This window comes from Streptomyces sp. NPDC092369 (genome assembly GCF_044755245.1).
GTDB lineage: Bacteria > Actinomycetota > Actinomycetes > Streptomycetales > Streptomycetaceae > Streptomyces.
This window is the reverse complement of sequence record NZ_JBIVQP010000005.1, coordinates 502,827-526,654: the sequence shown is the minus strand read 5'-3', so window position 1 is coordinate 526,654 and position 23,828 is coordinate 502,827. Positions and strand designations below refer to the sequence as shown.

Here is a 23,828-nt window from a genome sequence, read left to right as displayed (position 1 = left end):
CCGAGGGTACTCGTGGGGGCGCCGCTTGTGCCTCCGTTGCCGGTAAGTGACCTGGTGCTCGTGTCGCGGAATTCCAGCCCCTCCGGCGTTTGAGGAGCGGGGTCTGGTGCGGAGCCCCAGAAGGATGGGACGGGTAGGGGCGGCGGGGGCGAGAAACACTCACTCCGCGTACCTGGGATCCACCAACGTCGACGCCCGCACCCCCTCGACCCGCGTCCGCCCCGCGGCTCGCGCGTCCGCCGCCAACCCACCCGCCGTCAACGTCCGAGGCCGCCGCGCCCCCGCATCCAGCCCGAGCCGCGGCGACGCGACGGACGCCAGGACGAACCCCCAGTCCCGCGGCGCCCGAACCGCACCGCTGGCCGCCCGGTCGGGCCCGGCCGCGAACCCCGAGTCCCGGCCGCCGACCCGGTAGGGAATCGTCCGCAGCCCCGCGGAGCGCACCGTTGCGTCGACCGTCCAGAAGACGCGGGGGCGGCTGGCGACCGGCCCGGCGTGCACGACCAGCCGGCCGCCGCCGGCCAGCGCCCGCCGCGCCAGGCCGTAGAACTCCTGCGAGTACAGCTTCGTGCTCGCGGTGATCCCCGGATCGGGCAGATCGCAGATCACCACGTCGAAGGTCCCCGGCGCGGCCGCTCGCAGCCAGCGGAAGGCGTCCTGGGTCGTCTCGTGGACGCGCGGGTCGTCGTAGGCGTGGTCGTTGAGGCGGGCGAGCGCCGGGTCGGTGCGGGCCAACCGGACGACTCCGGCGTCGAGTTCGACGATGTCCACGCGCCGCACACCCGGATGCTCCAGCACCTCGCGGGCGGCGAGGCCGTCACCGCCGCCGAGGATGAGCACGCGCGCGTGAGGGCCGTTCATCGCGGGGTGGACCAGCGCCTCGTGGTAGCGGCGTTCGTCGCGTCCGCTGACCCGCAGACGGCCGTCGAGGAAGAGGTCGAGGGGGCGGCCGTGGGTGCCGCCGGTGAGGACGACCTCCTGGGTGCCGGTCTGCACCGCGACGCGGACGCCGTCGCCGTACACCGCCTGCCGGGCGGCCCGCTCGAAGTCGTCGACCAGGACGGCGGCGGAGGCGAGGAGGCCGAGCACGGCGACGTTGGCGATCACCAGCAACCACCGGGCGCGGCGCGTGAGATCGCGCCGGAACAGGCCGAGGACCAGCGCGCAGCCGGCGATCGCGTTGACCGTGCCGGTGATCAGTACGCCGGTCAACTGGCCCAGCAGGGGCAGCAGAAGGAAGGGAAAGGCCAGGCCGCCGACGAGCGCGCCGACGTAGTCCGCGGCGAACAGGTCGGCCACCGCGCCGCCCGCGTCCTGCCGCCGGATGCGCTGGATCAGCTCCATCAGCAGCGGGACCTCGGCGCCGATCAACAGGCCTATGGTGAGCGAGAAGGCGACCAGCAGCCAGCGCGGCCCGCTCGCCCACAGCCCGCCCCAGCCGCCGGTCCACGCGAACACGGCGTACAGGGTCATCGCGCTGCACCCGCCGACCAGCGCGAGCGTCGCCTCGATCGCGCCGAAGCCGGCCGCGGCGTGCCAGCGCAGCTTCTTCGCGGCGAGCGAGCCGATGCCCATGGCGAACACCATGACGGACAGCACGACGGAGGCCTGGGTGACCGAGTCGCCGATCAAGTACGAGGCCAGTGCGACCAGTTCGAGTTCGTAGACGAGCCCGCAGGCCGCGCAGACGAAGACGCACGCGAGGACCAGGAACCGTCCGGTGCCCGGCCGCACCGGCAGCGGCGCGGGGCCGGGCCAGGAGGGCGGGGAGCCGGGCGGGGCCGGTGCGTGCGGTTCGATCACGACTGCGACGTTACGTCACACCGGAGTCACGCTTCGTCACCCACACGTGTGGATCTGGCGCCCCAAACGCCCGACACGAGGCGGAAATACGTCAAACGCCGGACGGACTGAGCTGGGGCACCGGAATCCGCACACCGACCCTGGTCCGGGTCGCCACCAACTGCCCGTCCTGCGGGTAGGCGTGCCAGGTCCGCCAGTGCACCTGGCCCCCCTGGCGCTGGGCCAGCAGGGCCGTGAACGCGTGCGGGCTGCCGGGGAAGACGCCCGCCAGGCCGTTGGGATGGTCGGCGACCAGGGCGAGCAACTCCTGTGCGCGGCCCGCGAAGGAGCCCGGCGAGAGCAGCTCGACACGGGCCGCGAACTCGTACTCCCAGTCGCCCACCCGCTTGGCGACGCCCAGGGGCAGCGGGGTGCTGCTGCCGGGAATGCACGCCACCGTCTCCGAACAACTGCCCCGCTCCTCCTCCAGGAGTACCTGGTGGGACGCGCCGAGGAGTCTCAACTGCAGCTTCGACCCGGCCAGTTCGAGGTCGAGCGTGGCGAGGGCGGGGAGCGGCTCCCGCCCCAGGGCCCAGGCGAGGTCGGCCGCGCGCGTGTCTGTGTACGAGGTGTTCAGGGTCGTGAGCATGGATCGGCTCCGCTAGCACGCAAAGAAAAGGGAGGTGAGGAGGTGTGGTCCGGCGCACCCCGGTCGGTACCGGGAGATCGGCCCGGTCAACCCAGTCGGATCATCGGAAGGTGTGTGTGCAGGACGTCCGAGGGGCTGCGTTGGTGTTTTAGAGGGAATCATGAACGGTGGCGCCGTCACAGCGTTTTTACCCAACTTCGTGGGGTTTCCATCCCTCAGAGGGCTCCACAGCTCAACTGTTCAACCACGGCGTGCGCCACGGCGGCCGTGGCGTGCGCCGGAGCGCCAAAGCGCCCGCGGGGCGTGGTGCCCGGCGGGCGCTCTACTGGAGTGACGGGTGGGACGTATGCCCGGTGACATCTGTCCCGGTGGAGCTCAGCTGCCCCGTGTCAGCTGCCTCCGCCGGTTCAGCTGCCTCCCCCGCATCCGCCCCCGCCGCCACAGGACGAGCCGCCCCCGCAGGACGAGTGACCGCCCCCGCAGGAGTGACCACCCGAGTGCCCCCCGGAATGCCCGCCGGAGTCACCGCCCGAGTACGAGCCGCAGGACACCGCCCCGCTGCTGCTCCCGGCCGTCCCGCCGGCCCACCAGCTGTCGCCGGAGCCCCGGCGCCGTCCCCCGCGGGGCACCGCCCCGACGCTCCGCGCCCTGCTCACCACGACGGTGACCACCACGAACGCGATCACGACCACCACCACGATGATGCCGATTGCCATGGCGCCACCGTCCTTTCGTGTCCCCCGAAGCGACCCCCCGTGGGCGCCTCGCGTCTTGCGTGAACGGGGGATGCCCTCGCACGCGACCGGCCAAAGCAGAGTTGAGCGAATCCAGAGCTTCGGCGCAGGATGACCCGCATGACCTCCAGCAGCCGCCCGCTCCTCAACCGCCGTCTCGCCGAGTTCGGGACGACGATCTTCGCCGAGATGTCCGCGCTCGCCGTGCGGACGGGCGCGATCAACCTCGGCCAGGGTTTTCCCGACACCGACGGCCCCGAGCAGGTCCGGGAAGCGGCCGTACGGGCGCTGCGCGACGGCCGCGGCAACCAGTACCCGCCCGGCCCCGGCGTCCCCGAACTGCGCACCGCGATCGCCGCGCACCAGCAGCGGCTCTACGGCCTGACCCACGACCCCGACACCGAGGTCCTGGTCACGGCCGGCGCCACCGAGGCGATCGCCGCCGCCCTGCTGGCCCTGGTGGAACCCGGCGACGAGGTGATCGCCCTCGAGCCGTACTACGACTCGTACGCGGCGTGCATCGCGATGGCGGGCGGCACGCGCGTACCGGTCACGTTGCGCCCGCACGAGAGTGCCGTCGACGGAGTCGTGGATCGACGCTTCCGCCTCGACCTGGACGAACTGCGCGCCGCCGTCACCGACCGCACCCGCCTCCTCCTCGTCAACACCCCGCACAACCCCACCGGCACGGTCCTCACCCGCGAGGAACTCACCGCGATCGCCGAGCTGGCGGTCGAGCGCGATCTGCTGGTCGTCACCGACGAGGTCTACGAGCACCTGGTCTTCGACGAGGCGGAGCACATCCCGCTGGCGACCTTCCCGGGCATGCGGGAGCGCACGGTCACCATCGGCTCGGCCGGCAAGACCTTCTCCTTCACCGGCTGGAAGGTCGGCTGGGTGACGGCCGCGCCGGAACTGGTCTCGGCCGTCCGCTCGGCGAAGCAGTTCCTGACGTACGTGGCGTCCGGGCCCTTCCAGTACGCCGTCGCCGAGGCGCTGGCCCTCCCGGAGTCGTACTTCGCCGGCTTCCGCGCGGACATGCTGGCCAAGCGGGACCTGCTGGCGGCGGGCCTGATGGACGCGGGCTTCGAGGTCTTCAAGCCGGCCGGCACGTACTTCGTCACCACCGACATCCGACCCCTCGGCGCGGAACTGTCCCACGAGGGCGACGGCTTCGCCTTCTGCCGCGCGCTCCCGGAACGGGCCGGCGTCGTCGCCATCCCGAACGCGGTCTTCTACGACCACCGGGAGGCGGGGGCGCCCTTCGTGCGGTTCGCGTTCTGCAAGCGGACCGGGGTGCTGGAGGAGGCCGTGAGCCGCCTGAAGTCACTGGCGTGAAGTCGCCGGCGCGAGACCGCCGCCGGGATGTCGCCGGTGTGAGGTCGCCGGCGTGATGTCACGCCGCCACGCCGGGCGCCGCGAATCCGTACCCGCCCGGCCGCGCAATGCTCGCCTGCGTCCGTTTCACCCGGCAATGTGCCGGTGTGACCCACGCCAGTACGCTCGCGCCGCACCCCGTCAGGGAGCCCGGCACCCGGACCCGGACCCGCCCTTCCGCGGCGGCGGCGCTGGGCGGGGCCCTCGGGCTGTTCGTCGCCGCACGGCTGCTGGGCGTCGCCGCGCTGGCCCTGACGGCCTGGGCGACCGACCGGCACTGGCCGGCGCTCCTGGGCCGCTCCTGGGACTCCCAGTGGTACCTGGGGATCGCGGCGCACGGCTACGGCCGGACCCTGCACTTCCAGCCGGGCGTCGTCCACAGCGACCTGGCGTTCTTCCCGCTCTACCCGGCCCTGGTCCGGGCGGTGACCGTGCTCAGCCCGCTGAGCGGCATCGAGGCGGGCCTGCTGGTGTCCTGGCTGGCGGCGGCGGTGGCGGCCTGCGGTCTCCACGCGCTCGGCAACCGCCTGTACGGCCGCGCGGTGGCGACGGCACTCGTCCTCCTGTGGGGCCTGCTCCCGCACTCGATCGTCCTGTCCATGGCGTACACGGAACCGGTGCTGACCGCCTTCGCCGCCTGGGCGCTGTACGCGGTGCTGGACGGACGGTGGGTGTGGGCGGGAACGCTGGCCGCCCTCGCGGGACTGTCCCGGCCCAACGGTTTCGCGGTCGCGGCGGCGGTGCTGGTGGCGGCCGCGTACGAGATCCGGCGGGCGCGCGGCAAAGTTGTCCACAACCTGTGGACGGGTGCGCTGCTCGCGCCGAGCGGCTGGGCCGCGTACGTCCTGTGGGTGGGCCACCGCGAGGGCGACCTGCTGGGCGGCTACTTCTCGGTGCAGCGCCTGTGGGGTTCGAGGTTCGACTTCGGCAGGGGCTCGCTCCTGTTCGTGAAACACCTGCTCCTGCACGGCGACCGCTTCGTCTTCCCCATGACGACCATGATCGTCGCGGTGTCGGTGGTCCTGTACGCGCTGCTGCTGGCGGACCGCCCCCCGCTCCCGTTGCTCGTCTACACGGGCGTACTGCTCCTGATCGCGGTCGGCGGCTCGGGCTTCTTCGAGTCGAAGCCGAGATTCCTGCTCCCGGCGTTCCCCCTCCTGCTCCCCGTGGCCCGAGCGCTCACCCGCACGGCGAGAGCCCGGCCCTGGCACGCGACCGTGGTGGTCGGCGCCCTGGCCGGGCTCTCGTTCGGCTACGGGGCGTATCTCGTGGTGATCGCGAACACGCCGCTGTGAAGGCCGCGGACCGGAACCAGGTCCGAGCGGCGGGGACTACTCCCCGTCCTCGTCCTCGCCCTTCTCCTCCGCCTCGTTGACCTCCTGCTCGAGGCCGAGCTGCTCGACGAGCCACTTGTCGAACTCGATGGCCGCGCGCACCCAGCTGACCGTCGAGGAGACGAAGTGCTCCAGGCTGACGCCGGTGCCGATCAGCATCTGCGCCTCGCCGATGAGACGGACGGTGCCGTCGTCATGCGTGTGCGTGTACACCTTGGGCCACAGGGTGCGCCGGTTCCAGTCGTCGATGGACTCCAGCAGCAGCGGCTTCTCGTCGATCTGGTGGGGCCGGTCGTAGAACGTCCGCACCGAGAAGACGGCCTGGTCGTCCTCGCCGCGGAACATGAAGTACGTACGGAACTGCTCCCACGGCGCCGCGAGGTCTCCCTCGTCGTCGACGACATACTTCAGCTCCATCTGTTCGAGGAGCTGCTTCACGAGGTCCTGATCCGGGACAACGGGGCCTGCCGGCCCTTGGGGCTGCGGCTCGGGCTGGCCCCCGAAGTTCGGAATCGAGGACGGGTCGATGGTCACCGTGAATTTCCCTTCATATGGATGCCGTCATCCTCCCTCATGCGGGGAGGGGGGTGGCAAGCCCGACGGCCGGAAACTCACCACCCCCTGGTCAGCGCGTGAAAGTCACAGCGTCTTCCCGGTGGCCGGCCCCACGATCAGCCCCTCCCCGAAGGTGTCCACCCGTACCGTGTCGCCGTCCTTGATCTCGCCGGAGAGGATCTCCTTGGCGAGGCGGTCGCCGATGGCCGTCTGGACCAGGCGGCGCAAGGGGCGGGCGCCGTACGCCGGGTCGTTGCCCTCTTCCGCCAGCCAGGTCAGGGCGTCCTCGCTGACCTCCAGGGTGAGGCGGCGTTCCGCGAGGCGCTTGGCGAGGCGGTCGATCTGGAGGCGGGCGATGCGGGCCAGCTCGTCCTTGGCCAGGGCCGAGAAGACGACCAGGTCGTCCAGACGGTTCAGGAACTCCGGCTTGAAGGATGCCCTGACCACACCCATGACCTGGGACTTCTTCTCTTCCTCGCTCGTCATCGGGTCCACCAGGAACTGGCTGCCCAGGTTCGAGGTGAGGACCAGGATCACGTTGCGGAAGTCGACCGTGCGGCCCTGGCCGTCGGTGAGGCGGCCGTCGTCCAGCACCTGGAGGAGGATGTCGAAGACCTCCGGGTGCGCCTTCTCCACCTCGTCGAGAAGGACGACGCTGTACGGGCGCCTGCGGACCGCCTCCGTCAGCTGGCCGCCCTCCTCGTAGCCGACGTAGCCGGGCGGGGCACCGACCAGGCGGGCCACGCTGTGCTTCTCGCCGTACTCGGACATGTCGATGCGGACCATCGCCCGCTCGTCGTCGAAGAGGAAGTCGGCGAGGGCCTTGGCGAGTTCCGTCTTGCCCACGCCGGTCGGGCCGAGGAAGAGGAACGAGCCCGTGGGGCGGTCCGGGTCCGCGATGCCGGCCCTCGTGCGCCGTACCGCGTCCGACACCGCCTGCACCGCCTCACGTTGGCCGATCAGGCGCTTGCCCAGCTCGTCCTCCATGCGCAGCAGCTTCTGCGTCTCGCCCTCCATGAGGCGGCCGGCCGGGATGCCGGTCCAGGCGGCGACCACGTCCGCGATGTCGTCGGAGCCGACCTCGTCCTTGACCATGGTGTCCCGGGAGGCCTCCACCTCGGCCTCCGAGGCGGCCTCCAAGTCCCGCTCCAGGGTGGGGATCTCGCCGTACAGCAGCTTGGACGCGGTGTCGAAGTCGCCGTCGCGCTGGGCCCGTTCGGCCTGGCCGCGCAACTCGTCGAGCTTCTCCTTGAGTGCACCGACGCGGTTGAGGGACTGCTTCTCCTTCTCCCAGCGCGCGGTCAGGCCCCGCAGCTCCTCCTCCTTGTCGGCGAGATCGCGGCGCAGCTTCTCCAGGCGGTCCCGGGAGGCCGGGTCGGTCTCCTTCTCCAGCGCCAGCTCCTCCATCTTCAACCGGTCGACCACACGCTGGAGTTCGTCGATCTCGACGGGCGAGGAGTCGATCTCCATGCGGAGGCGGGAGGCCGCCTCGTCGACCAGGTCGATGGCCTTGTCGGGCAGGAAGCGGGAGGTGATGTAGCGGTCCGAGAGGGTGGCCGCGGCGACCAGCGCGGAGTCCGCGATCTGCACCTTGTGGTGGGCCTCGTAGCGGCCCTTGAGCCCGCGCAGGATCGCGATCGTGTCCTCGACCGACGGCTCCGCCACCAGCACCTGCTGGAAGCGGCGCTCCAACGCCGGGTCCTTCTCGATGCGTTCGCGGTACTCGTCCAGCGTCGTCGCGCCGACCATGCGCAGCTCACCGCGCGCGAGCATCGGCTTCAGCATGTTGCCGGCGTCCATGGCGGAGTCGCCGCCCGCGCCGGCGCCCACGACGGTGTGCAGTTCGTCGATGAACGTGATGATCTGGCCGTCGGAGTCCTTGATCTCCGCCAGCACCGTCTTGAGCCGCTCCTCGAACTCGCCGCGGTACTTGGCGCCCGCGACCATCGCGCCGAGGTCGAGGGAGACCAGCCGCTTGTTCTTGAGGGACTCGGGCACATCGCCCTTGACGATCCGCTGGGCGAGCCCCTCGACGACGGCGGTCTTGCCGACGCCGGGCTCACCGATCAGGACCGGGTTGTTCTTGGTCCGCCGGGACAGCACCTGCACGACCCGCCGGATCTCCTGGTCGCGGCCGATGACGGGGTCGAGCTTCCCCTCCCGCGCGGCCGCGGTGAAGTCGGTGCCGAACTTCTCCAGCGCCTTGTACTGGCCCTCCGGGTCAGCCGTGGTCACCCGGCGCCCTCCCCTCGCCTGCTGGAAGGCCTCCTGCAGCTTCTTCGCGGTGGCCCCCTGCCCGGACAGTACGTCACCGGCCGCGCCGCCCTTGGCGGCGATCCCGATGAGCAGGTGCTCGGTGGAGAGGTACTCGTCGCCGAGCTCCCTGGCCCGCTCGGCCGCGTCGGCGATGACCGCGAGCAGCTCCCGGTTGGGCTGCGGCGGCGCAACGGTGGAACCGGTCACACTGGGCAGCGCGCCCAGCACCTTCTCCGCACCGGCCCGGACGGCGGCCTGGTCGGCGTCGACGGCGGCGAGCAGGTCGGTGATGTTCTCGTTCTCCTGCCCCTGGAGCAGAGCAAGGAGCAGGTGGGCGGGGGTGAGGTCGGCGTGCCCCCCGGTCACGGCCCGGTTGCTGGCCGCGTTGATCGCGTCCCGGCTCCGGTTGGTCAGCTCTGCGTCCACGTTCGCGTTCTCCTCCTTGCGAGTCTCCCTGGCTGACTCAGTCAGCGTGCACAAAGTTGAGTCTATTCCACTCAAGGCGGTGGGACACGAAAACGCCCCCGCAGAGGCGGAGGCGTCGGCTGTTTTCGGCCACAAACTGCAGCGGCGTCACCGTGTTCAGGTCACGGTGACGCCGCTGCGGGGGGAAGCACCTGCGCGATCTGTTACGACGGGGGAATCGCGTCAGGCACTGCGGGGGGTGGCTGAGATGGTCCGTAGGTTGGGGGCTTCCGGTTCCACCAGCCGATGGTCTCGCTGATCAAGGTTCACAAAGATCATTCCGTACCGAATCGCACATCGCACGGGCTGCGGCGCCCCCCGGGGCCGCCGCAGACACCGATAGGCCCGTACGTCCTCGTCCTCGTCCCGCGTCACGACGACCGGCTCTCCGAAGACGGTCACCATGAGCGAGTCCCCGGGGTGGGGGATCGCGGTGACCAGATCGATGAAGTGCCAGCCGGAGCGGTAGGCCGTGGCCATTTCGCGACGGAAGGAGCGGTCGTCGGGTGGAGTGGTCATGACGGAATGGCCCAGCTGCTGTCGTCGGTGCTCCACGAACTGTCGCCCGGGACATCGGACGCCGCGATCACCCAACTGCTGTCGCCGGGGGCGGCGGCAACCACCGTATGCGCACGCCAGCTGCTGTCGTCCGCGACGTTGGTCTTCGCCCCGGCCAGGCCGCTCAGCGTCCCGATGGCCACAACAGTGGAGAAGGCGGCGACAAGCGCCGAGCGAAGCATTCTCTTATGCATAGTCGGCTTCGTCCTCATTTGAAGGTCACCTCTCCCCCGTCCGAATACGACGATGGCCCATTCCGGCACGTCATGGCCACACAATCGATGCATCATGTTCCTGCACGTTCAGGACCCTGGGGGGTGGAGATTTGACAATAAATGAGACTAAGCGGACACATCCTCACGGGTTGACCGACCTGTGCACGGAAGGGCGTCGCCTTTACGGGAACGCTCTCCGGACGGGACGTGTCGCCCGTACGGATGTGGAACCCGCACCCTGTTTGATGGAGTTCGCCCTTCTTCATCCCGATCCTGACGACCCGAACTGGCTGCGTCCGGTACCCCCGTCGATTGCCCTCGCCCAGCGGCTCAACCCGATCGAGAGCGAGATCACCCAGCGCCGGCGCATGTCCATCGAGCTCGCCGACGCTTTCGAGCCGTTCATGACCCTCAGCGCCCAGTCCACGGCGACCACCCACTCCATCACGGTCCTTGAGGGCCTCGACCGGATCAACGCGGCACTCGATCTGGCCACCGCCCAGTGCCAGACCGAGATGCTCACGGTGCAGCCGAGCCGCCGGCGCCTGGAACACACCCTCACCAAGGCGCTGGAGCGGGACCGGCCACTGATCGAGCGGGGCTGCCGCATCCGCACGCTCTACCAGCACCCGGCCCGCTACAGCCCCGAGACGCTGGCCTACGTCGCCCAGTTCACCGACGGCAAGGTCGAGTACCGGACGATCGACGAACTCGTCGAGCGGCTGATCATCTGCGACGAGACCGTCGCCTTCATCCCGACCCGCGACGACGGGGAGATCGCCCTCGAACTCCGGCATCCGGGGCTGGTCCGCTACCTGATCAAGGTCTTCGAGTTCATGTGGAACCGCGCGGTCCCGCTGAGCGCCGGCGCCCCGTACGAGACCGCCCCCGACGGCATCACCGAGATCCAGCACTCGATCGCCAAACTCCTCATCGAGGGCCACGTCGACGAGGCGATCGCCCGGCGCCTGGGCATGAACGTCCGCACCTGCCGTGCCCACATCGCCAAGCTCGCGACGGCGCTGGGCAGCGGCAGCCGCGCCCAGCTCGGGTTCCTCATCGCCCAGTCCGGGATCCTGAAGCAGGAGCCCTGAGTGGGAGGATCTCGGTGACCCCGGCGGCGCACGCGGAGCACGGCGCGGACGACCTGTGTCCGCAGGGCGCGGCACTGTACGAACGCGCGCTGCGGGAGGGGCGGTTGCGCGCCGAGGACACCGCCGGCACCCCCTGCCTGGTCGATCTCGGGCTGCTGCTGCCGTCGGTCGAGGACCCGACCCGGCTGGAGCCCGTCGCCCCCGCCGTCGCCCTGCACCGGCTGCTGCGGACCTCGGCGGACCGCATCGCCCACGAACGGCGGCGCGAGGCTCTGCTGACCGACCTGTTCGAACCCCTCATGCGGATCGACGGACGGCCCACGGGGGCCGACGACCCGCCCGCGGTCGGTGTTCTCGACGGGTCCCGTCGGATCAGCAGGGCCATCGACTCGGCCATGGCCGACAGCTCCGGCGAGATGCTCACCATCCAGCCGCACATCAGCCACACGCAGACGGCTCCGGAGACCCGTGCCGAGGCGCTGCTGCGCGACCAGGACTTCCTCGACCGCGGTGGCCGTATCCGCACGCTCTACCAGCACACGCTGCGCTACGCGCCCTCGGTCCTGGCCCGCTACGAGCAGCTGAGGGGCGACGCACAGGCGCGGACCCTGGACGAGATCACCGACCGCCTCATCCTGGTGGACCGCACGGTCGCCTTCATCCCGGCCAACAGGGACCGCACGCTGGCGCTGGAGATCCGCCACCTCGCCATCGTCGACTTCTTCGCCACCGCCTTCGACCGCCTGTGGCGCCTGGCCACCCCCCTGCACCCCAAGGCCGCCCAGCAGCCCGCCCGCAACGGCGTCACCCCCCGCCAACACGCCATCGCCGCCCTCCTCGTGGAGGGCCACACGGACACCGTCATCGCGGAGCGCCTCGGCCTGAACGTCCGTACCGCGCGCGTGCACATCGCCAAGCTCGCGGCGACGCTGGGCAGTGAGAGCCGGGCGCAGCTGGGCTATCTCATCGGCCGGTCGGGGATTCTTGACCGGGAAGGGTGAGCGGGCCGACGTCGGCCGGCTGACGCGGGTTGTCGAGCCCCACCTGTGCTATCCGGACGCCGAGTTGGGCCCGGCTGGCCGCGCCCAGGGTCTCCGAGAGGCGCGCGATGTGGGCCCGGCAGGTGCGGACGCTTATGCCCAGCCGCTCGGCGATCACCGCGTCCTGGTGGCCCTCCGCCAGCAGCGCCGCGATGGACTGCTCACGGTGGGAGATGCCCTCGATGCCGGTGTCGGGGAGGGCCGCGGTGAGCGGGATCGCGAGGCGCCAGAGGCGGTCGAAGACCGTGCCCAGGTAGCCGACGAGAGCCGGGTGCCGCAGCTCAAGAGCGAGGGTGCGGTCGGCGTTGGCCGGGATGAAGGCGACCGTGCGGTCGAAGAGGATGAGGCGGTCGATCACCTCGTCCAGGGTCCGCGCCTCCACCGTGTCGCCCATCAGCTCCAGGTAGTTGAGCAGGCCCTGGCCGTGCCGGGCGACGTGCGTGTACAGGTCGCGCATGCGCACGCCCCGGCCGCGCAGGGCGAGTGCGCGGTGCAGTCCCTCGGTGAGTTCGTGCTCGGGCCTGATGCCGCCGGGCTGGACCGTCAGGACCTCGGTGGTGCACGCCTCGGTCGCCTCGTCCATCGCGGCCTGGATGCGGGAGAGACCGTCCAGGACCCGGATCGCGGCCCCCTCGCCGGCGCCCGTCGGCACCGGCGGCCCGAGACCGGCGTACCACTCGAAGGCGGCCACCGCCGAGCCCACCCGGCGCTGGCTGCCGCTGACCTCGTCGTAGACCCCGCGCAGCAGCCGGGTCATGACCTCCTGCGGGGAGGTCGGCACCAGCCAGTCCATGTCGTCGGGGTCGGGGTGCAGCAGGGCGAGTTCCAGCAGGCACGGCACCGACTCCGCGTCCGGGCGCGGCACACGACCCCGTCGTACGGCCCGGGAGTACACACGGTCCCCGGCCTCGCACAAGCGGTCGGCACCGTGCGGATGCTCCGCCGTCCCGTGCCCGGCCATCGCCCAACCCCCGAGTTCCGCCGTCCATCGCAGCGCAACTATGCGCGGCCCGCACGGGCTCCGCAACACGGCTCAATCGGTCGCGGCACAGGAAAAACACCGGTATGCCCGGGTATTTACGGGCCTCCTTCCGTCGAGTTGCAACAAGCTGATGGTCCCGTGCAGGAACCTGGGGGTGTGCGGAACGTCCGCTTCCGCCGGGGGACGGGCGCCGCGCGCGCCCCCGAGACCGCGCCGGGCGTGCGCTCCCGGAAATGCCGGAGTGATCGTTGTGTTACGTACCGCCCTTAACGTCCCCTCATGGCGGACATATTTGACGCGTACGCGTTGGCCGACGCGTGGGACGAGATGTTCGAGCGGCCTGGCGAGGTCAGGACCGCCTACGAGCCGGTGCTGGCGGCACTTCAACCGATCGAGCCGAGCGAACTGCGCTTCCGGGCCGACCAGATGGCCCGGGCGTTCACCGACCGGGGCGTGACCTACGCCTTCGCGGGCGAGGAGCGGCCCTGGCCGCTGGATCTGGTGCCGCGGATCCTCGACGCCCTCGAATGGGATCTCATACAACGCGGGGTGAGCCAACGGGTCAGAGCCCTGGAGGCCTACCTCGCCGACGCCTACGGGCCCTGCCGGGCCTTCGAGGACGGCGTGGTGCCCTGGCGCCTGCTGCTGCACTCCCCGCACTTCCACCGCGCCGCGCACGGCGTCGAGCCACCCGGCGGGGTGCGCATCCATGTCGCCGGCATCGACCTCGTCCGGGACGAGGAGGGCGACTTCCGGGTCCTGGAGGACAACGTCCGGGTGCCGAGCGGCGTTTCGTACGTCATCGAGAACCGCCGGGCGATGACCCGGGTCTTCCCGTCCCTGTTCGCCGAACAGCACGTCGTGCCCGTCGACGGGTACGCCCAGCGGCTGCTGGCCGCCCTGCGCGCCGCCGCACCCGAAGGAGTGGTGGACCCGCGGGTCGTGGTGCTGACACCGGGGCCCAGCAACGCCGCCTACTTCGAACACGCCCTGCTCGCCCGGCTGATGGGCGTGCAGCTGGTCGAAGGGCACGACCTGGTCTGCCGCGGCAACCGCGTGTGGATGCGCACCACCCGCGGCGAGGTGCCCGTGCACGTCGTATACCGGCGCCTCGACGACGACTTCCTCGACCCGCTGCACTTCCGCCCCGACTCGGTGATCGGCTGCCCCGGCATCATGGGCGCGGCCATGGCGGGCAACGTCACACTCGCGAACGCGGTGGGCAACGGGATCGCCGACGACAAGCTGCTCTACACCTACGTCCCCGACCTGATCCGCTACTACCTCTCCGAGGAACCGATTCTGCCCAACGTCGAGTCCTACCGGCCCGACGAACCGGGCCAGTTGGACGCGGTGCTCGACCAGATCGACCGGCTCGTGATCAAGCCGGTCGACGGCGCCGGCGGACAGGGCATCGTCATCGGGCCGAAGGCCGACGCGGACACCCTCGAACGCACCCGCAAAGCAGTGGCCGCCGACCCGCGCGGCTTCATCGCCCAGCGGCCCGTCGCCCTGTCCACCTCCCCCACCCTCGCCGGTGAGCGGATGGCGCCGCGCCACATCGACCTGCGGCCGTTCGCCGTGAACGACGGCAGCGACGTGTGGGTGCTGCCCGGCGGCCTGACCCGGGTCGCGCTCCAGGAGGGCAACCTGATCGTCAACTCCAGCCAGGGCGGCGGCTCCAAGGACACCTGGGTGCTCGCGGAGGGCCCGGCCGAGCCGCCGACGCCCGCCGCCGAGGGCACGCTCCCGGCCATAGCGCCACGTCAGCACGGACCCGACGGCAACCCCACCGTCGTACCGGAAGGGGCGCAGCAGCAGTGAACGACGTGATCCTGTCCCGGATAGCCGAGGCCCTGACCTGGACCGGCCGGTACGTGGAGCGGGCGGACGCCACCGGCCGCATCCTCGACGCGTATCTGCACCGCATGCTGGAGGACCCCTGGCGCGACGAGGACGTGGCCTGCCGGTCGCTGTACGCGATCCTCGGCGTGGACGCGGGCGGTCAACGCGTCGACATGCAGCAGGTGTTGGACCAGCTCGCCTTCGACGCCCGGTCGACCTGCTCCATCGAGGGCGCCCTCGGCGCCGCCCGGCTCAACGCGCGCAGCGCCCGGGAAGCCGTCTCCTCGGAGATGTGGGAGTGCCTCAACTCCACCTGGCACGCCCTGGCCGACCAGCGCCTCGCGGCCCGCCGTACGGGCCCCTACGCCTATCTGGAACTGGTGCGCAGACGCGCGGCGTTGTTCTTCGGCCTCGCCGACTCCACCATGAGCCGGGACGACAGCTGGCGGTTCGTGGTGCTCGGCCGGAGCCTGGAACGGGTCGACATGACCGTACGGCTGCTGGCGGTACGGGTGCTGGACGCGGCGCACGCGCCGGACTGGCCGACGCTGCTGAGCGCCTCGGGCGCGGACGAGGCGTACGCGCGCGTGTACGGCGGTTTCGGCGACACCCCGCGCGTGGCCGAATTCCTGCTCCTGGACCGGGACTTCCCGCGCTCGGCGCTGCACGCGCTGACCACGGCGGAGGAGTGCCTCAGCGCGCTCGGCCGCCCCCGCCAGGACCCCGCGCGCCGCCCGATCGGACGCCTGCGCACCCGCCTCGAATACCTCGACACGAACGCGCTGGAGGACCAACTCCCGCTCCTGTTGCGTGACTTGCAGCAGTCCTGCATGGCGTCCGCCGACGCGGTGGCGGAGCGCTTCTTCCCGTACCAGGGGCCCGTCGAGTGGGCCCAGGAAGGAGCCTGACATGGCTCGCCGCCTCCGCATCCGGCACGTCACGCGCGTGGCCTACACCCAGCCGGCCGCGTCCTCGCACAACGAGGTCCGCATGACCCCGCTGACGCTGCCGGGGCAGACCACCCTGGACGCCCGGGTCACCGTCAGCCCTGCCACGGCCACCTGGTCGTACTGGGACTACTGGGGCACCCAGGTCACCGGCTTCGACCTGATGGACCCGCACGCGGACCTCACGATCACCGCGTCCAGCCTGGTGGAGACCTCACCGCAGGGCCCGCTCCCCGACGCACCCACCTGGCCGGAACTGACCGAACACACCTTCGGCTCCCGCCTGTTGGAGTACGCGGGCCCCACCGGCCGTACGACGATCCCGGCGCCGCTCCTCGACAGGGCGAAGGAGGCGGCAGCGGGCCTCGACCCGCACGCGACGGCCCTCGCGGTCTCGTCCCTGGTCGCCGACCAGGTCTCCTACCTCCCCGGCGCGACGAGCGTGAACACCTCCCCCGCCGAGGCCTGGGAGCAGGGCGCCGGCGTCTGCCAGGACATCACCCACCTCACCCTCGCCATGCTCCGGGGCGTCGGCCTCCCGGCCCGCTACGTCTCGGGCTACCTCCACCCGGAACCGGAAGCCGAACTGCACCGCCCCGTCGCGGGCCAGAGCCACGCCTGGATCGAGTACTGGGCCGGCGACTGGTGCGGCTACGACCCCACCAACCGCACCCGCCCCGACGAGTCCCACGTGGTCGTGGCCCGAGGCCGCGACTACGACGACGTCACCCCGCACAAGGGCATCTACCGAGGCGTGGCGGGCGGACCGCCGGACGTACTGGTGGAGTTCACGCGGGTGGCGTGAGAGGGGGCGGCACACCGCGTGCCGCCCCACCACGCCTACTTGAGGCCGATCGCCTCGCAGTCCGCGCTGTACTTCGACGTGCAGATGTCGGAGGTCTTGTAGATGCCGTCCGCGATGACCGTCGACTTGATGTTCTTCTTCGTCAGGGCGGTCACCGTGACGAGCTGGGCCGGGATGTCCTTGTTCGTGGGGCTGTCGACGCTGTCCTGGGTGAGGGCGTCGAACTGGATGTCGTGGCCCTGCACCTTGGCCACGGCCATCTGGGCGGCGGCCTCGGCCTCCTGCGGGTAGGACTTGTAGACGCTCATGTACTGCTCCCCGGCCACGATCCGCTGCACGGCGGCGAGTTCGGCGTCCTGGCCGGTGATCGGGGGCGGGTTGGTCACGCCTGCCGCGTCGAGGGCCTTGACGATGCCGCCCGCCATGCCGTCGTTGGCGGAGTAGATCGCGGCGATGTTGCCCTTGCCGATCTCCTGGATCGCGGCGGCCATGTTGGCCTGCGCGTTCTCCGGCTTCCAGTCCTTGGTGTCGTAGGACTTGGCGATCGTCACCTTGCCGTTGAGCTCGGACAGCGCGCCCGCCTTGAACTGCTTGGCGTTCGGGTCGGTGGGCGAGCCGTTCATCATGACGATCTTGTCGGCGGTGCCGGCGTCCGGCCCCAACGCGTCCAGCAGGGAACGGCCCTGCACCTCGCCGACCAGTTCGTTGTCGAAGGAGATGTACGCGTCGATGGGGCCCTCGGCGAGCCGGTCGTAGGCGATGACCGGGATGCCGGCGTCCTTGGCCTTCGTCACCTCGCCGGCGATCGCGTGCGAGTCGACCGCGTCCAGCAGGATGATGTCGACCTTGTTGTCGATCATCTGCTGCATCTGCGTGGCCTGCTTGTTCGCGTCCTGGTCGGCGTTGGCGTAGTCGACCTTGCCCTGCTTGTTCGTGAGGCTGGCGACCTTCTCCTTGATGATCGGGTAGTCGAAGTCCTCGTAACGGGTGTTGGCCGTCTCCGGCAGGAGCAGGCCGATCGTCACGTCGTTGCCCTTGGTCGGGCTGGCCGAGCTGCCGTCCGACGACGCGTTCAGCACACCGCAGGCGGCCAGCGAGAAGGTCATGGTGGACGCTGCGACGGCGATGGCTATTCGACGCGTGGGACGCATTGGGGAGCTCACTTCTGGTGCCTTCCGAACACGGCCGCAGCTGTGCGACCCAGGTGACTGAAAAGCCAACGCGTGCGCGACCCCGGACGTCAAGCGGAACCACTTAACGAGTGCGCAACACCACTCTCTGTCGTGCATGTGAAGCACTCGTGCAACCACCTCCCGACGTACTCCGCAAGCCCTCCATGCGGAACTCCACAAACAGGTGGCAAAGATCCGTACAACCAAGCCGATTCCTCGCGTGTCGTGATCACCAAGGCCCAAACCTCCGTTCCGCTTTCGCTCTGAGGACCGAATGAACCCAGCCAGACGCACGACCGCCGCGACCGCGGCCGCCGTCGCGCTGACCACGGCGACCACGCTGCTCACCGTGTCCGCCGCACCCGCCTCCGCCGCCACGACCTGCACCTCGCCGCTCTACAAGCGGCAGTTGTTCGCCAACACGACGTTCAAGGGCACCCCGAAGAAGACCGCCTGCGACAGCGCGATCGACGAGACCTGGACCGGCGCCCCCTCCACCGGCCTCCCGAAGGACAACTTCGGCGTGCGCTGGAGCGTGACCCGCGACTTCGGCTCCGGCGGGCCTTTCGCGCTCACCGCCACCGCGACCGACGGCATCCGCGTCTACCTGGACGACAGCCGCAAGATCAACCTCTGGTCCGACACGACCGGTTCGCGCACCAAGACCGTCAACGTGACGATCCCCAAGGGCACGCACACCCTGCGGATCGACTACGTGAACTGGAAGGGCGCCGCGAAGGTCAAGGTCGGCTACACGCCCAGGACTTCGGCGACGGTCGACAAGGTCAAGCCGCTCGTCCCGACGAGCGCCGAGGTCGAGTACCTCGACGAGGAGTTCGTCTCGTCCGGCAAGGTCACGTGGTCGGCGAACAAGGAGATGGACCTCGCCGGCTACCGCCTCTATCGGCGGGTGAAGGGGTCCGGCACCTGGACCAAGGTGGCCACGACCACCGCCCGCAGCCACACCGATGCCCCGCCGGCCACGGGTGAGTCCTACTACTACGAGGTCCGCGCCTACGACAAGGCCGGCAACGAATCGGCCGGCACCGCGGACCTGGGGCCGATCTCCACGTGGGACACGACCTCGCCCGCCAAGCCCGTCCTCGCAGCGGAAGGCGTCGAGGCCTCCAACAACCTCTCCTGGACCGGCCCTTCGGACGCGGCCAAGTACCGGATCCTGCGCAAGCCGAGCACCGAGACCTCCTACACCCAGATCGACGAGACCACCGCCGCCACCCTCACGTACGCCGACACCGAGGCGTCGTACGGCAAGGCCTACGACTACGTGGTCACCGCCGTCGACAGGGCCGGGAACACCGCGCGCTCCGCCGCCGTCCGCTCCACCCGCTCCATCCTCCCGCCGCAGAACGTGACGGCGACCGTGCCCAGTTACGGCGTTGTCTTCACCTGGACCGAGGCGCCGGGCGGCGACAGCACCGACTACGACGTGTACCGCTCGACGACCTCCCCGGTCGAGACGACATACGACAACCTCGTCAACTGCCGTGACCGTGAGATCCGTACCGACGCGGCCGGCGCCAGGATCCGCAGTTGCGTGGACGAAGAGGGCGACCAGGGCACCACGTACCACTACGTGATGACCCGGCAGAACACCGCAGGGCGCTGGTCCACCGGCTCCGCCGAGATGACCGTGACGCGCCCCGGCGACGAGATCCCGCCGCCGCCCGTAACCCACCTGACGGCCGAACCCCTGGAGTACGGCGTCAAGTTGGACTGGGACGACAGTCCTGCGGCGGACCTGGACAGGTACCAGATCTACGAGTACGCCCCCCACTCCGGGCTCGAGTACCTCGACACGGTCTCCGGGAGCACGTCCGAGTACGTCGCCGGACCGTCGGTCGCCGACGGTGAGACCAGGAAGTACGCCGTCGTTCCCGTCGACGTCTACGGCAACAGCGCCGACCAGAGGGGCAACGACTGGGACAGCCCCGTCTCCACGGTCACCGTCACCGAGCAGGACCTGCGGCCGACGACCGTCCCCGAGGACACCGCGCCCTGCTTCGTGGCCGCGTACACGACTCTCGGCGACGCGGGCGGCATGTACGTCGAGTGCGCCGACTCGGTCGCGACGGAGGCGGCCGGCATCAACGTCTACCGCTGGGACCGTACGAGCGGCACCTACGTCCGCCTGACCGACGTGCCGCTGGCGCCCACCGCCACCAGCTACGTCGACAGGACCCTGCCCCCCGGCACAACCGTCTACTACCTGCTCTCGGTCGTCGCCCGCGACGGCTCGGAGACCTTCAGCAACGTGGACTCCGCCGTGTCCCTGCCGAGCGGAGAGTGACCCCGATGAAGACGGCCCTTCAGGCCACGGCCGTGGTGCTGGCCGGCACGTGCGGTGTCCTCACCGCCGTGGCCACTCCCTCGGCCTCGGCGGCCACCGGCTGCAACTCCCCTGTGCTCAAGCGGCAGTTCTTCGCCAACACCACCTTCAAGGGCACCCCGAAGAAGACGGACTGCGACAGCGCGATCGACGAGAGCTGGAGCGGCGCCCCCTCCACCGGCCTCCCGAAGGACAACTTCGGCGTGCGCTGGAGCGTGACCCGCGACTTCGGCTCCGGCGGGCCCTTCGCGCTCACCGCCTCCGGGCTGGACGGGATACGGGTGTACGTCGACGGCGTCCGCAAGGTCGACCTGTGGAAGAACACCTCCAAGGCCGTGGGCAAGACCGTCAACGTGACCGTGCCGAAGGGCAGGCACACCCTCCGCGTCGACTACGTCAACTGGACCGGCGCAGCCAAGGTCAAGTTCGCGTACACGCCCCGCACTTCGGCGAGCGTCGACAAGGTCAAGCCCCTCCCGCCGAGGGACCCGCTGGTGTCGTACGACACGGCGGGCAACAAGGCGAAGCTGAGCTGGGGCAGGAACGTCGAGATGGATCTCGCGGGGTACCGGGTCTACCGGCGGCTGCGGGACAGCACGAGTTGGACGCGGCTGGCCGGCACGACCGCGACCTCGTACACGGACACCCCGCCCGCGACCGGCGCGGTCTACTACTACGAGGTGCGCGCCTACGACAAGGCGGGCAACGAATCGGCCGGTACCGCCGACCAGTTGGTCACCAGCATCACGCTGACCGCGCCGGGCGGCCTCGCCTCCTCGGTCACGGACACCGCCGCCGAACTGTCCTGGCGGGCGGTACCCGGGGCCGTCAAGTACCGCGTGGTGCGCACGAATCCGGGCGGCGCCGACAAGGTCACCGACGTCGGCTCCAACCACCTCAGCGACGACACGCTCGACCGGGTCTCCACGTACGCCTACAAGGTCGCCGCGGTGGACGGCTCCGGCCATCTCTCCCCGTACAGCGACGCCGTGAGCGCGCACCGGTCACCCGCCGCGCCGCGCGACCTCACGGCGACGGCGGACATCGGGGCCGCGCTGCTGTCCTGGACGGTGAGGCCGGAGGACGCGCACGTCCTCACCTTCCACGTGTACCGCTCGACGACCCTGCCGGTGAACACGTCCACCACGCCGGTGTCGTGCACCACGACGTACAAGGAACTCGCCGACGGGGCACGGCGCTACAGCTGCGGCGACCACTCGGCGGCGGAGGACACCACGTACCACTACGCGGTGACGACGGAGGACCAGGCGCGCGCCGTCTCCCTCCCCTCCGCGACGGTCACCGTGACCACGCTCGCCTCGGACAAGGCGCCGGCCCCGGTGACCGGGCTGACCGCGACGGCCACGGAGTACGGCATCGAGCTGGACTGGGACGACAACACCGAGCCCGACCTGGCCCGGTACGCGGTCTACCGGGGCACCGTCCTCGGCGAGGAGGGCGAGGAACAGGTCTGCTCCATGTCGGAGTGGGCGTGGCTGTCCCCGTCCACCTCGCGCCACACGGACGTGACCCTGCCCGACGGCGACCACCGCTGCTACTTCGTGGCCGCGGTCGACACCGCGGGCAACTCCACCAGGTGGTCGTCGGGTCCCGTGTACGCCGTCACGGTCGACGAGCTGGACCTGACCCCGTCGGTGGCGACCCCGGAGGACTCGCCGATCGCCCTGACGGCGACCGCGACCGCCTCGGGCGTCGGCCTGGCGTGGAACACGGCCGACTCGGCGACGGGCTACCGGGTCTACCGCTGGAACCCGGCCACGGAGGCGTACGAGAAGCTGGCGACCACCACGGAGCTCTCCTACGACGACACGACCGCCGCCCGCGGCACCACCCACCACTACTGGGTGAGCGCGCTGTACGCCGACGGCACGGAGTCGGCGCCCGGGGCGGACTGGGCGATCCTGGAGCCGTAGACGCGATCTGAGCACGTGTCCGAGCACGCCGGCACGCGAGAGGGGCCCGGAGAGAACTCCGGGCCCCTCTCACGCAGGTGCGGGCGTCAGTCCGAGGACTGCTGGCGCTTGGGCCGCCACACCACCAACGCGCTGGTCTGCTGCACCTCCTGGTACGGCACCAGGTCGCGCCGGTAGGACGCGTGCACCGCGGCCTCGCGCTGCTGCATCGCCGCCGCCGCGCCGTCGACCGCCGACTGGAGTTCGGCGACGCGCTGCTGGAGCGCCATGACCTGGTTCTCCAGCTCGATGATGCGCTTGATGCCGGCCAGGTTGATGCCCTCGTTCTGCGACAACTGCTGGACGGTGCGCAGCAGTTCGATGTCGCGGGCCGAGTAGCGGCGACCGCGCCCGGCCGTGCGGTCCGGGGAGACCAGGCCGAGGCGGTCGTACTGGCGCAGCGTCTGCGGGTGCAGGCCGGAGAGCTGGGCCGCCACCGAAATGACGTAGACCGGAGTCTCCTCGGTCAACTCGTATGGGTTACGTCGACGGCCGTCCATCTCTCTCATGCTCCCTTCGCGGCCTGGAACAGCTCCGCCCGCGGGTCCTCGCCCGCGGTCGCTTCTCGGTACGCCTCCAGTGCGTCACGAGCCTTCCCCGTCACGTCCTTCGGGACACTCACCTCGACGGTGACCAGCAGGTCCCCGCGGGTGCCGTCCTTGCGGACCGCGCCCTTGCCGCGGGCGCGCATGGTGCGGCCGTTGGGCGTGCCCGGCGGCAGCTTCAGGGTGACCGGCGGTCCGCCCAGGGTCGGGACCCTGACCTCGCCGCCGAGCGCCGCCTCGGAGAACGTCACCGGCACGGTCACCGTGAGGTTGTCGTCCCTGCGGCCGAAGACCGGGTGGGCGTCGACGTGCACGGTGACGTACAGGTCGCCGGCCGGACCGCCGCGCTCGCCCGGTGCGCCCTTGCCGCGCAGCCGGATCCGCTGGCTGTCCGCCACGCCGGCGGGGATGCGGACCTGCATGGTCCTGGAGGACTTGGCCCGGCCGCTGCCCTTGCAGACCTCGCAGGGCGTCTCGGCGATCAGGCCGCGGCCCTTGCAGTCGGGGCAGGGGTCGGTGAGCGAGAAGCCGCCGCCCGAACCCCGGGCCACCTGGCCGGTGCCGACGCAGGTCGGGCACACCCGAGGGTTGCCGTTCGCGTCGCCGGTGCCCGAACAGGCCTTGCAGGGGGCCTGCGAGGACATGCGCAGCGGGACCGTCGCCCCCTCGATCGCCTCGGTGAAGCTGAGGCTGACCTCGGTGTCGATGTCCTGGCCGCGCCGCGGCTGGGTACGGGTCGTGCCCGCGCCACCGCGGTTGAACAGGCCCCCGAAGACGTCTCCGAGGCCGCCGCCGAAGCCGCCGGCACCCTGGCCTCCGGCGCCGCCCTGGGCGCCGCCTCCGAAGAGGTCGCCCAGGTCGAAGTTGAAGTTGCCGCCGCCCGCGCCGCCCGGCCCCGGGCGGTAGCCGCCGTTGCCGAAGAGGGCGCGGGCCTCGTCGTACTCCTTGCGCTTCTTGGGGTCGCCGAGGACGTCGTTCGCCTCGGAGATCTCCTTGAAGCGCTCCTCCGCCTTGGCGTTGCCCTTGTTGGCGTCCGGGTGGAACTCGCGGGCGAGCTTCCGGTAGGCCTTCTTGATCTCGGCCTCAGTGGCGTCCTTGGGAACGCCGAGGACCTTGTAGTAGTCCTTCTCGATGAAGTCCTTGGTGCTCATCC

Annotated in this window: 20 protein-coding genes; 9 read left to right on the top strand and 11 right to left on the bottom strand. The window is 70.7% G+C overall.

The features are described from left to right. Positions 1–159: 159 nt before the first annotated feature. The 3 genes from ACIQI8_RS30700 to ACIQI8_RS30690 form a co-directional block, all read right to left on the bottom strand. Positions 160–1,803, bottom strand: coding sequence for a polyamine aminopropyltransferase (locus ACIQI8_RS30700; protein WP_402357249.1), 1,644 nt, complete (start codon positions 1,801–1,803; stop codon positions 160–162). 91 nt (positions 1,804–1,894) lie between these two features. Then, positions 1,895–2,431, bottom strand: a complete 537-nt coding sequence (locus ACIQI8_RS30695) for a DUF2617 family protein (RefSeq protein ID WP_402357246.1) — start codon at positions 2,429–2,431, stop codon at positions 1,895–1,897. Between the two features lie 407 nt (positions 2,432–2,838). Continuing rightward, entirely contained in the window at positions 2,839–3,147 is a 309-nt protein-coding gene (locus ACIQI8_RS30690) for a hypothetical protein (protein ID WP_402357243.1), read from the bottom strand. Positions 3,148–3,276: 129 nt separating this feature from the next. Here ACIQI8_RS30690 and ACIQI8_RS30685 point away from each other — a divergent pair, with 129 nt between their 5' ends. Further along, complete coding sequence (locus ACIQI8_RS30685; RefSeq protein ID WP_402357240.1) at positions 3,277–4,503, top strand: pyridoxal phosphate-dependent aminotransferase; 1,227 nt, start codon at positions 3,277–3,279, stop codon at positions 4,501–4,503. 146 nt (positions 4,504–4,649) lie between these two features. Continuing rightward, positions 4,650–5,837 (top strand): mannosyltransferase family protein, encoded by a 1,188-nt coding sequence (locus ACIQI8_RS30680; protein WP_402357237.1) that lies wholly within the window; start codon positions 4,650–4,652, stop codon positions 5,835–5,837. 36 nt (positions 5,838–5,873) lie between these two features. Here the strand turns inward: ACIQI8_RS30680 and ACIQI8_RS30675 are convergent, their stop codons facing one another. The 4 genes from ACIQI8_RS30675 to ACIQI8_RS30660 all read right to left on the bottom strand — a co-directional run bounded on the left by ACIQI8_RS30675 (position 5,874) and on the right by ACIQI8_RS30660 (position 9,892). Beyond that, complete coding sequence (locus ACIQI8_RS30675; RefSeq protein ID WP_123998757.1) at positions 5,874–6,410, bottom strand: YbjN domain-containing protein; 537 nt, start codon at positions 6,408–6,410, stop codon at positions 5,874–5,876. A gap of 105 nt (positions 6,411–6,515) precedes the next feature. After that, entirely contained in the window at positions 6,516–9,113 is a 2,598-nt protein-coding gene (gene clpB, locus ACIQI8_RS30670; protein ID WP_402357234.1) for an ATP-dependent chaperone ClpB, read from the bottom strand. Positions 9,114–9,335: 222 nt separating this feature from the next. Then, on the bottom strand, positions 9,336–9,671 hold the full coding sequence (locus ACIQI8_RS30665) for a hypothetical protein (protein WP_123998759.1): 336 nt from the start codon (positions 9,669–9,671) through the stop codon (positions 9,336–9,338). Next, positions 9,668–9,892: a hypothetical protein gene (locus ACIQI8_RS30660; RefSeq protein ID WP_402357231.1), complete on the bottom strand. Its 225-nt coding sequence runs from the start codon at positions 9,890–9,892 to the stop codon at positions 9,668–9,670. The genes ACIQI8_RS30665 and ACIQI8_RS30660 overlap by 4 nt, the downstream gene beginning before the upstream one ends. A 182-nt stretch (positions 9,893–10,074) precedes the next feature. Here ACIQI8_RS30660 and ACIQI8_RS30655 point away from each other — a divergent pair, with 182 nt between their 5' ends. Together ACIQI8_RS30655 and ACIQI8_RS30650 are read left to right on the top strand one after the other, a co-directional pair. Then, positions 10,075–11,019 (top strand): helix-turn-helix transcriptional regulator, encoded by a 945-nt coding sequence (locus ACIQI8_RS30655; protein WP_402357228.1) that lies wholly within the window; start codon positions 10,075–10,077, stop codon positions 11,017–11,019. Between the two features lie 14 nt (positions 11,020–11,033). Then, a complete protein-coding gene (locus ACIQI8_RS30650) occupies positions 11,034–12,020 on the top strand; it encodes a LuxR C-terminal-related transcriptional regulator (RefSeq protein WP_402357225.1) in 987 nt (328 codons plus the stop codon). Here ACIQI8_RS30650 and ACIQI8_RS30645 read toward each other — a convergent pair. Beyond that, complete coding sequence (locus ACIQI8_RS30645; RefSeq protein WP_402357222.1) at positions 11,983–13,020, bottom strand: LuxR C-terminal-related transcriptional regulator; 1,038 nt, start codon at positions 13,018–13,020, stop codon at positions 11,983–11,985. The genes ACIQI8_RS30650 and ACIQI8_RS30645 overlap by 38 nt on opposite strands. A gap of 300 nt (positions 13,021–13,320) precedes the next feature. Between ACIQI8_RS30645 and ACIQI8_RS30640 the strand changes: the two genes are divergently transcribed. The 3 genes from ACIQI8_RS30640 to ACIQI8_RS30630 are packed head-to-tail and all read left to right on the top strand — an operon-like array spanning position 13,321 to position 16,638. After that, positions 13,321–14,865 carry a circularly permuted type 2 ATP-grasp protein gene (locus tag ACIQI8_RS30640; RefSeq protein WP_402357219.1) on the top strand — a complete coding sequence of 515 codons (1,545 nt, stop codon included), beginning with the start codon at positions 13,321–13,323 and terminating at the stop codon, positions 14,863–14,865. After that, positions 14,862–15,794 carry an alpha-E domain-containing protein gene (locus ACIQI8_RS30635; RefSeq protein WP_402357216.1) on the top strand — a complete coding sequence of 311 codons (933 nt, stop codon included), beginning with the start codon at positions 14,862–14,864 and terminating at the stop codon, positions 15,792–15,794. The genes ACIQI8_RS30640 and ACIQI8_RS30635 overlap by 4 nt, the downstream gene beginning before the upstream one ends. Position 15,795: 1 nt before the next feature. After that, positions 15,796–16,638: a transglutaminase N-terminal domain-containing protein gene (locus ACIQI8_RS30630; protein WP_402357213.1), complete on the top strand. Its 843-nt coding sequence runs from the start codon at positions 15,796–15,798 to the stop codon at positions 16,636–16,638. A 35-nt stretch (positions 16,639–16,673) separates the two neighbouring features. On the opposite strand, the gene ACIQI8_RS30625 is transcribed toward ACIQI8_RS30630, so the two are convergent. Further along, a complete protein-coding gene (locus ACIQI8_RS30625) occupies positions 16,674–17,789 on the bottom strand; it encodes a sugar ABC transporter substrate-binding protein (RefSeq protein WP_402357210.1) in 1,116 nt (371 codons plus the stop codon). A gap of 295 nt (positions 17,790–18,084) precedes the next feature. On the opposite strand from ACIQI8_RS30625, the gene ACIQI8_RS30620 reads away from it, so the two are divergent. After that, positions 18,085–20,118: a PA14 domain-containing protein gene (locus ACIQI8_RS30620; protein WP_402357207.1), complete on the top strand. Its 2,034-nt coding sequence runs from the start codon at positions 18,085–18,087 to the stop codon at positions 20,116–20,118. 5 nt (positions 20,119–20,123) lie between these two features. Further along, a complete protein-coding gene (locus tag ACIQI8_RS30615; protein ID WP_402357204.1) occupies positions 20,124–22,091 on the top strand; it encodes a PA14 domain-containing protein in 1,968 nt (655 codons plus the stop codon). Positions 22,092–22,177: 86 nt separating this feature from the next. Here the strand turns inward: ACIQI8_RS30615 and ACIQI8_RS30610 are convergent, their stop codons facing one another. Then, positions 22,178–22,630, bottom strand: coding sequence for a heat shock protein transcriptional repressor HspR (locus tag ACIQI8_RS30610; protein ID WP_402357201.1), 453 nt, complete (start codon positions 22,628–22,630; stop codon positions 22,178–22,180). A gap of 5 nt (positions 22,631–22,635) precedes the next feature. Next, entirely contained in the window at positions 22,636–23,826 is a 1,191-nt protein-coding gene (dnaJ, locus tag ACIQI8_RS30605; RefSeq protein WP_402357198.1) for a molecular chaperone DnaJ, read from the bottom strand. Between the last annotated feature and the right edge of the window lie 2 nt (positions 23,827–23,828).

What these genes read in the sequence shown, in the direction of transcription:
- ACIQI8_RS30630 (WP_402357213.1), top strand. Translation starts at nt 15,796, where the DNA reads ATGGCTCGCCGCCTCCGCATCCGGCACGTCACGCGCGTGGCCTACACC.
- ACIQI8_RS30615 (WP_402357204.1), top strand. Translation starts at nt 20,124, where the DNA reads ATGAAGACGGCCCTTCAGGCCACGGCCGTGGTGCTGGCCGGCACGTGC.
- dnaJ (WP_402357198.1), bottom strand. Translation starts at nt 23,826, where the DNA reads ATGAGCACCAAGGACTTCATCGAGAAGGACTACTACAAGGTCCTCGGC.
- ACIQI8_RS30690 (WP_402357243.1), bottom strand. Translation starts at nt 3,147, where the DNA reads ATGGCAATCGGCATCATCGTGGTGGTGGTCGTGATCGCGTTCGTGGTG.
- ACIQI8_RS30625 (WP_402357210.1), bottom strand. Translation starts at nt 17,789, where the DNA reads ATGCGTCCCACGCGTCGAATAGCCATCGCCGTCGCAGCGTCCACCATG.
- ACIQI8_RS30610 (WP_402357201.1), bottom strand. Translation starts at nt 22,630, where the DNA reads ATGGACGGCCGTCGACGTAACCCATACGAGTTGACCGAGGAGACTCCG.
- ACIQI8_RS30665 (WP_123998759.1), bottom strand. Translation starts at nt 9,671, where the DNA reads ATGACCACTCCACCCGACGACCGCTCCTTCCGTCGCGAAATGGCCACG.
- ACIQI8_RS30620 (WP_402357207.1), top strand. Translation starts at nt 18,085, where the DNA reads ATGAACCCAGCCAGACGCACGACCGCCGCGACCGCGGCCGCCGTCGCG.
- ACIQI8_RS30640 (WP_402357219.1), top strand. Translation starts at nt 13,321, where the DNA reads ATGGCGGACATATTTGACGCGTACGCGTTGGCCGACGCGTGGGACGAG.
- ACIQI8_RS30645 (WP_402357222.1), bottom strand. Translation starts at nt 13,020, where the DNA reads ATGGCCGGGCACGGGACGGCGGAGCATCCGCACGGTGCCGACCGCTTG.
- ACIQI8_RS30660 (WP_402357231.1), bottom strand. Translation starts at nt 9,892, where the DNA reads ATGCTTCGCTCGGCGCTTGTCGCCGCCTTCTCCACTGTTGTGGCCATC.
- ACIQI8_RS30695 (WP_402357246.1), bottom strand. Translation starts at nt 2,431, where the DNA reads ATGCTCACGACCCTGAACACCTCGTACACAGACACGCGCGCGGCCGAC.
- ACIQI8_RS30685 (WP_402357240.1), top strand. Translation starts at nt 3,277, where the DNA reads ATGACCCGCATGACCTCCAGCAGCCGCCCGCTCCTCAACCGCCGTCTC.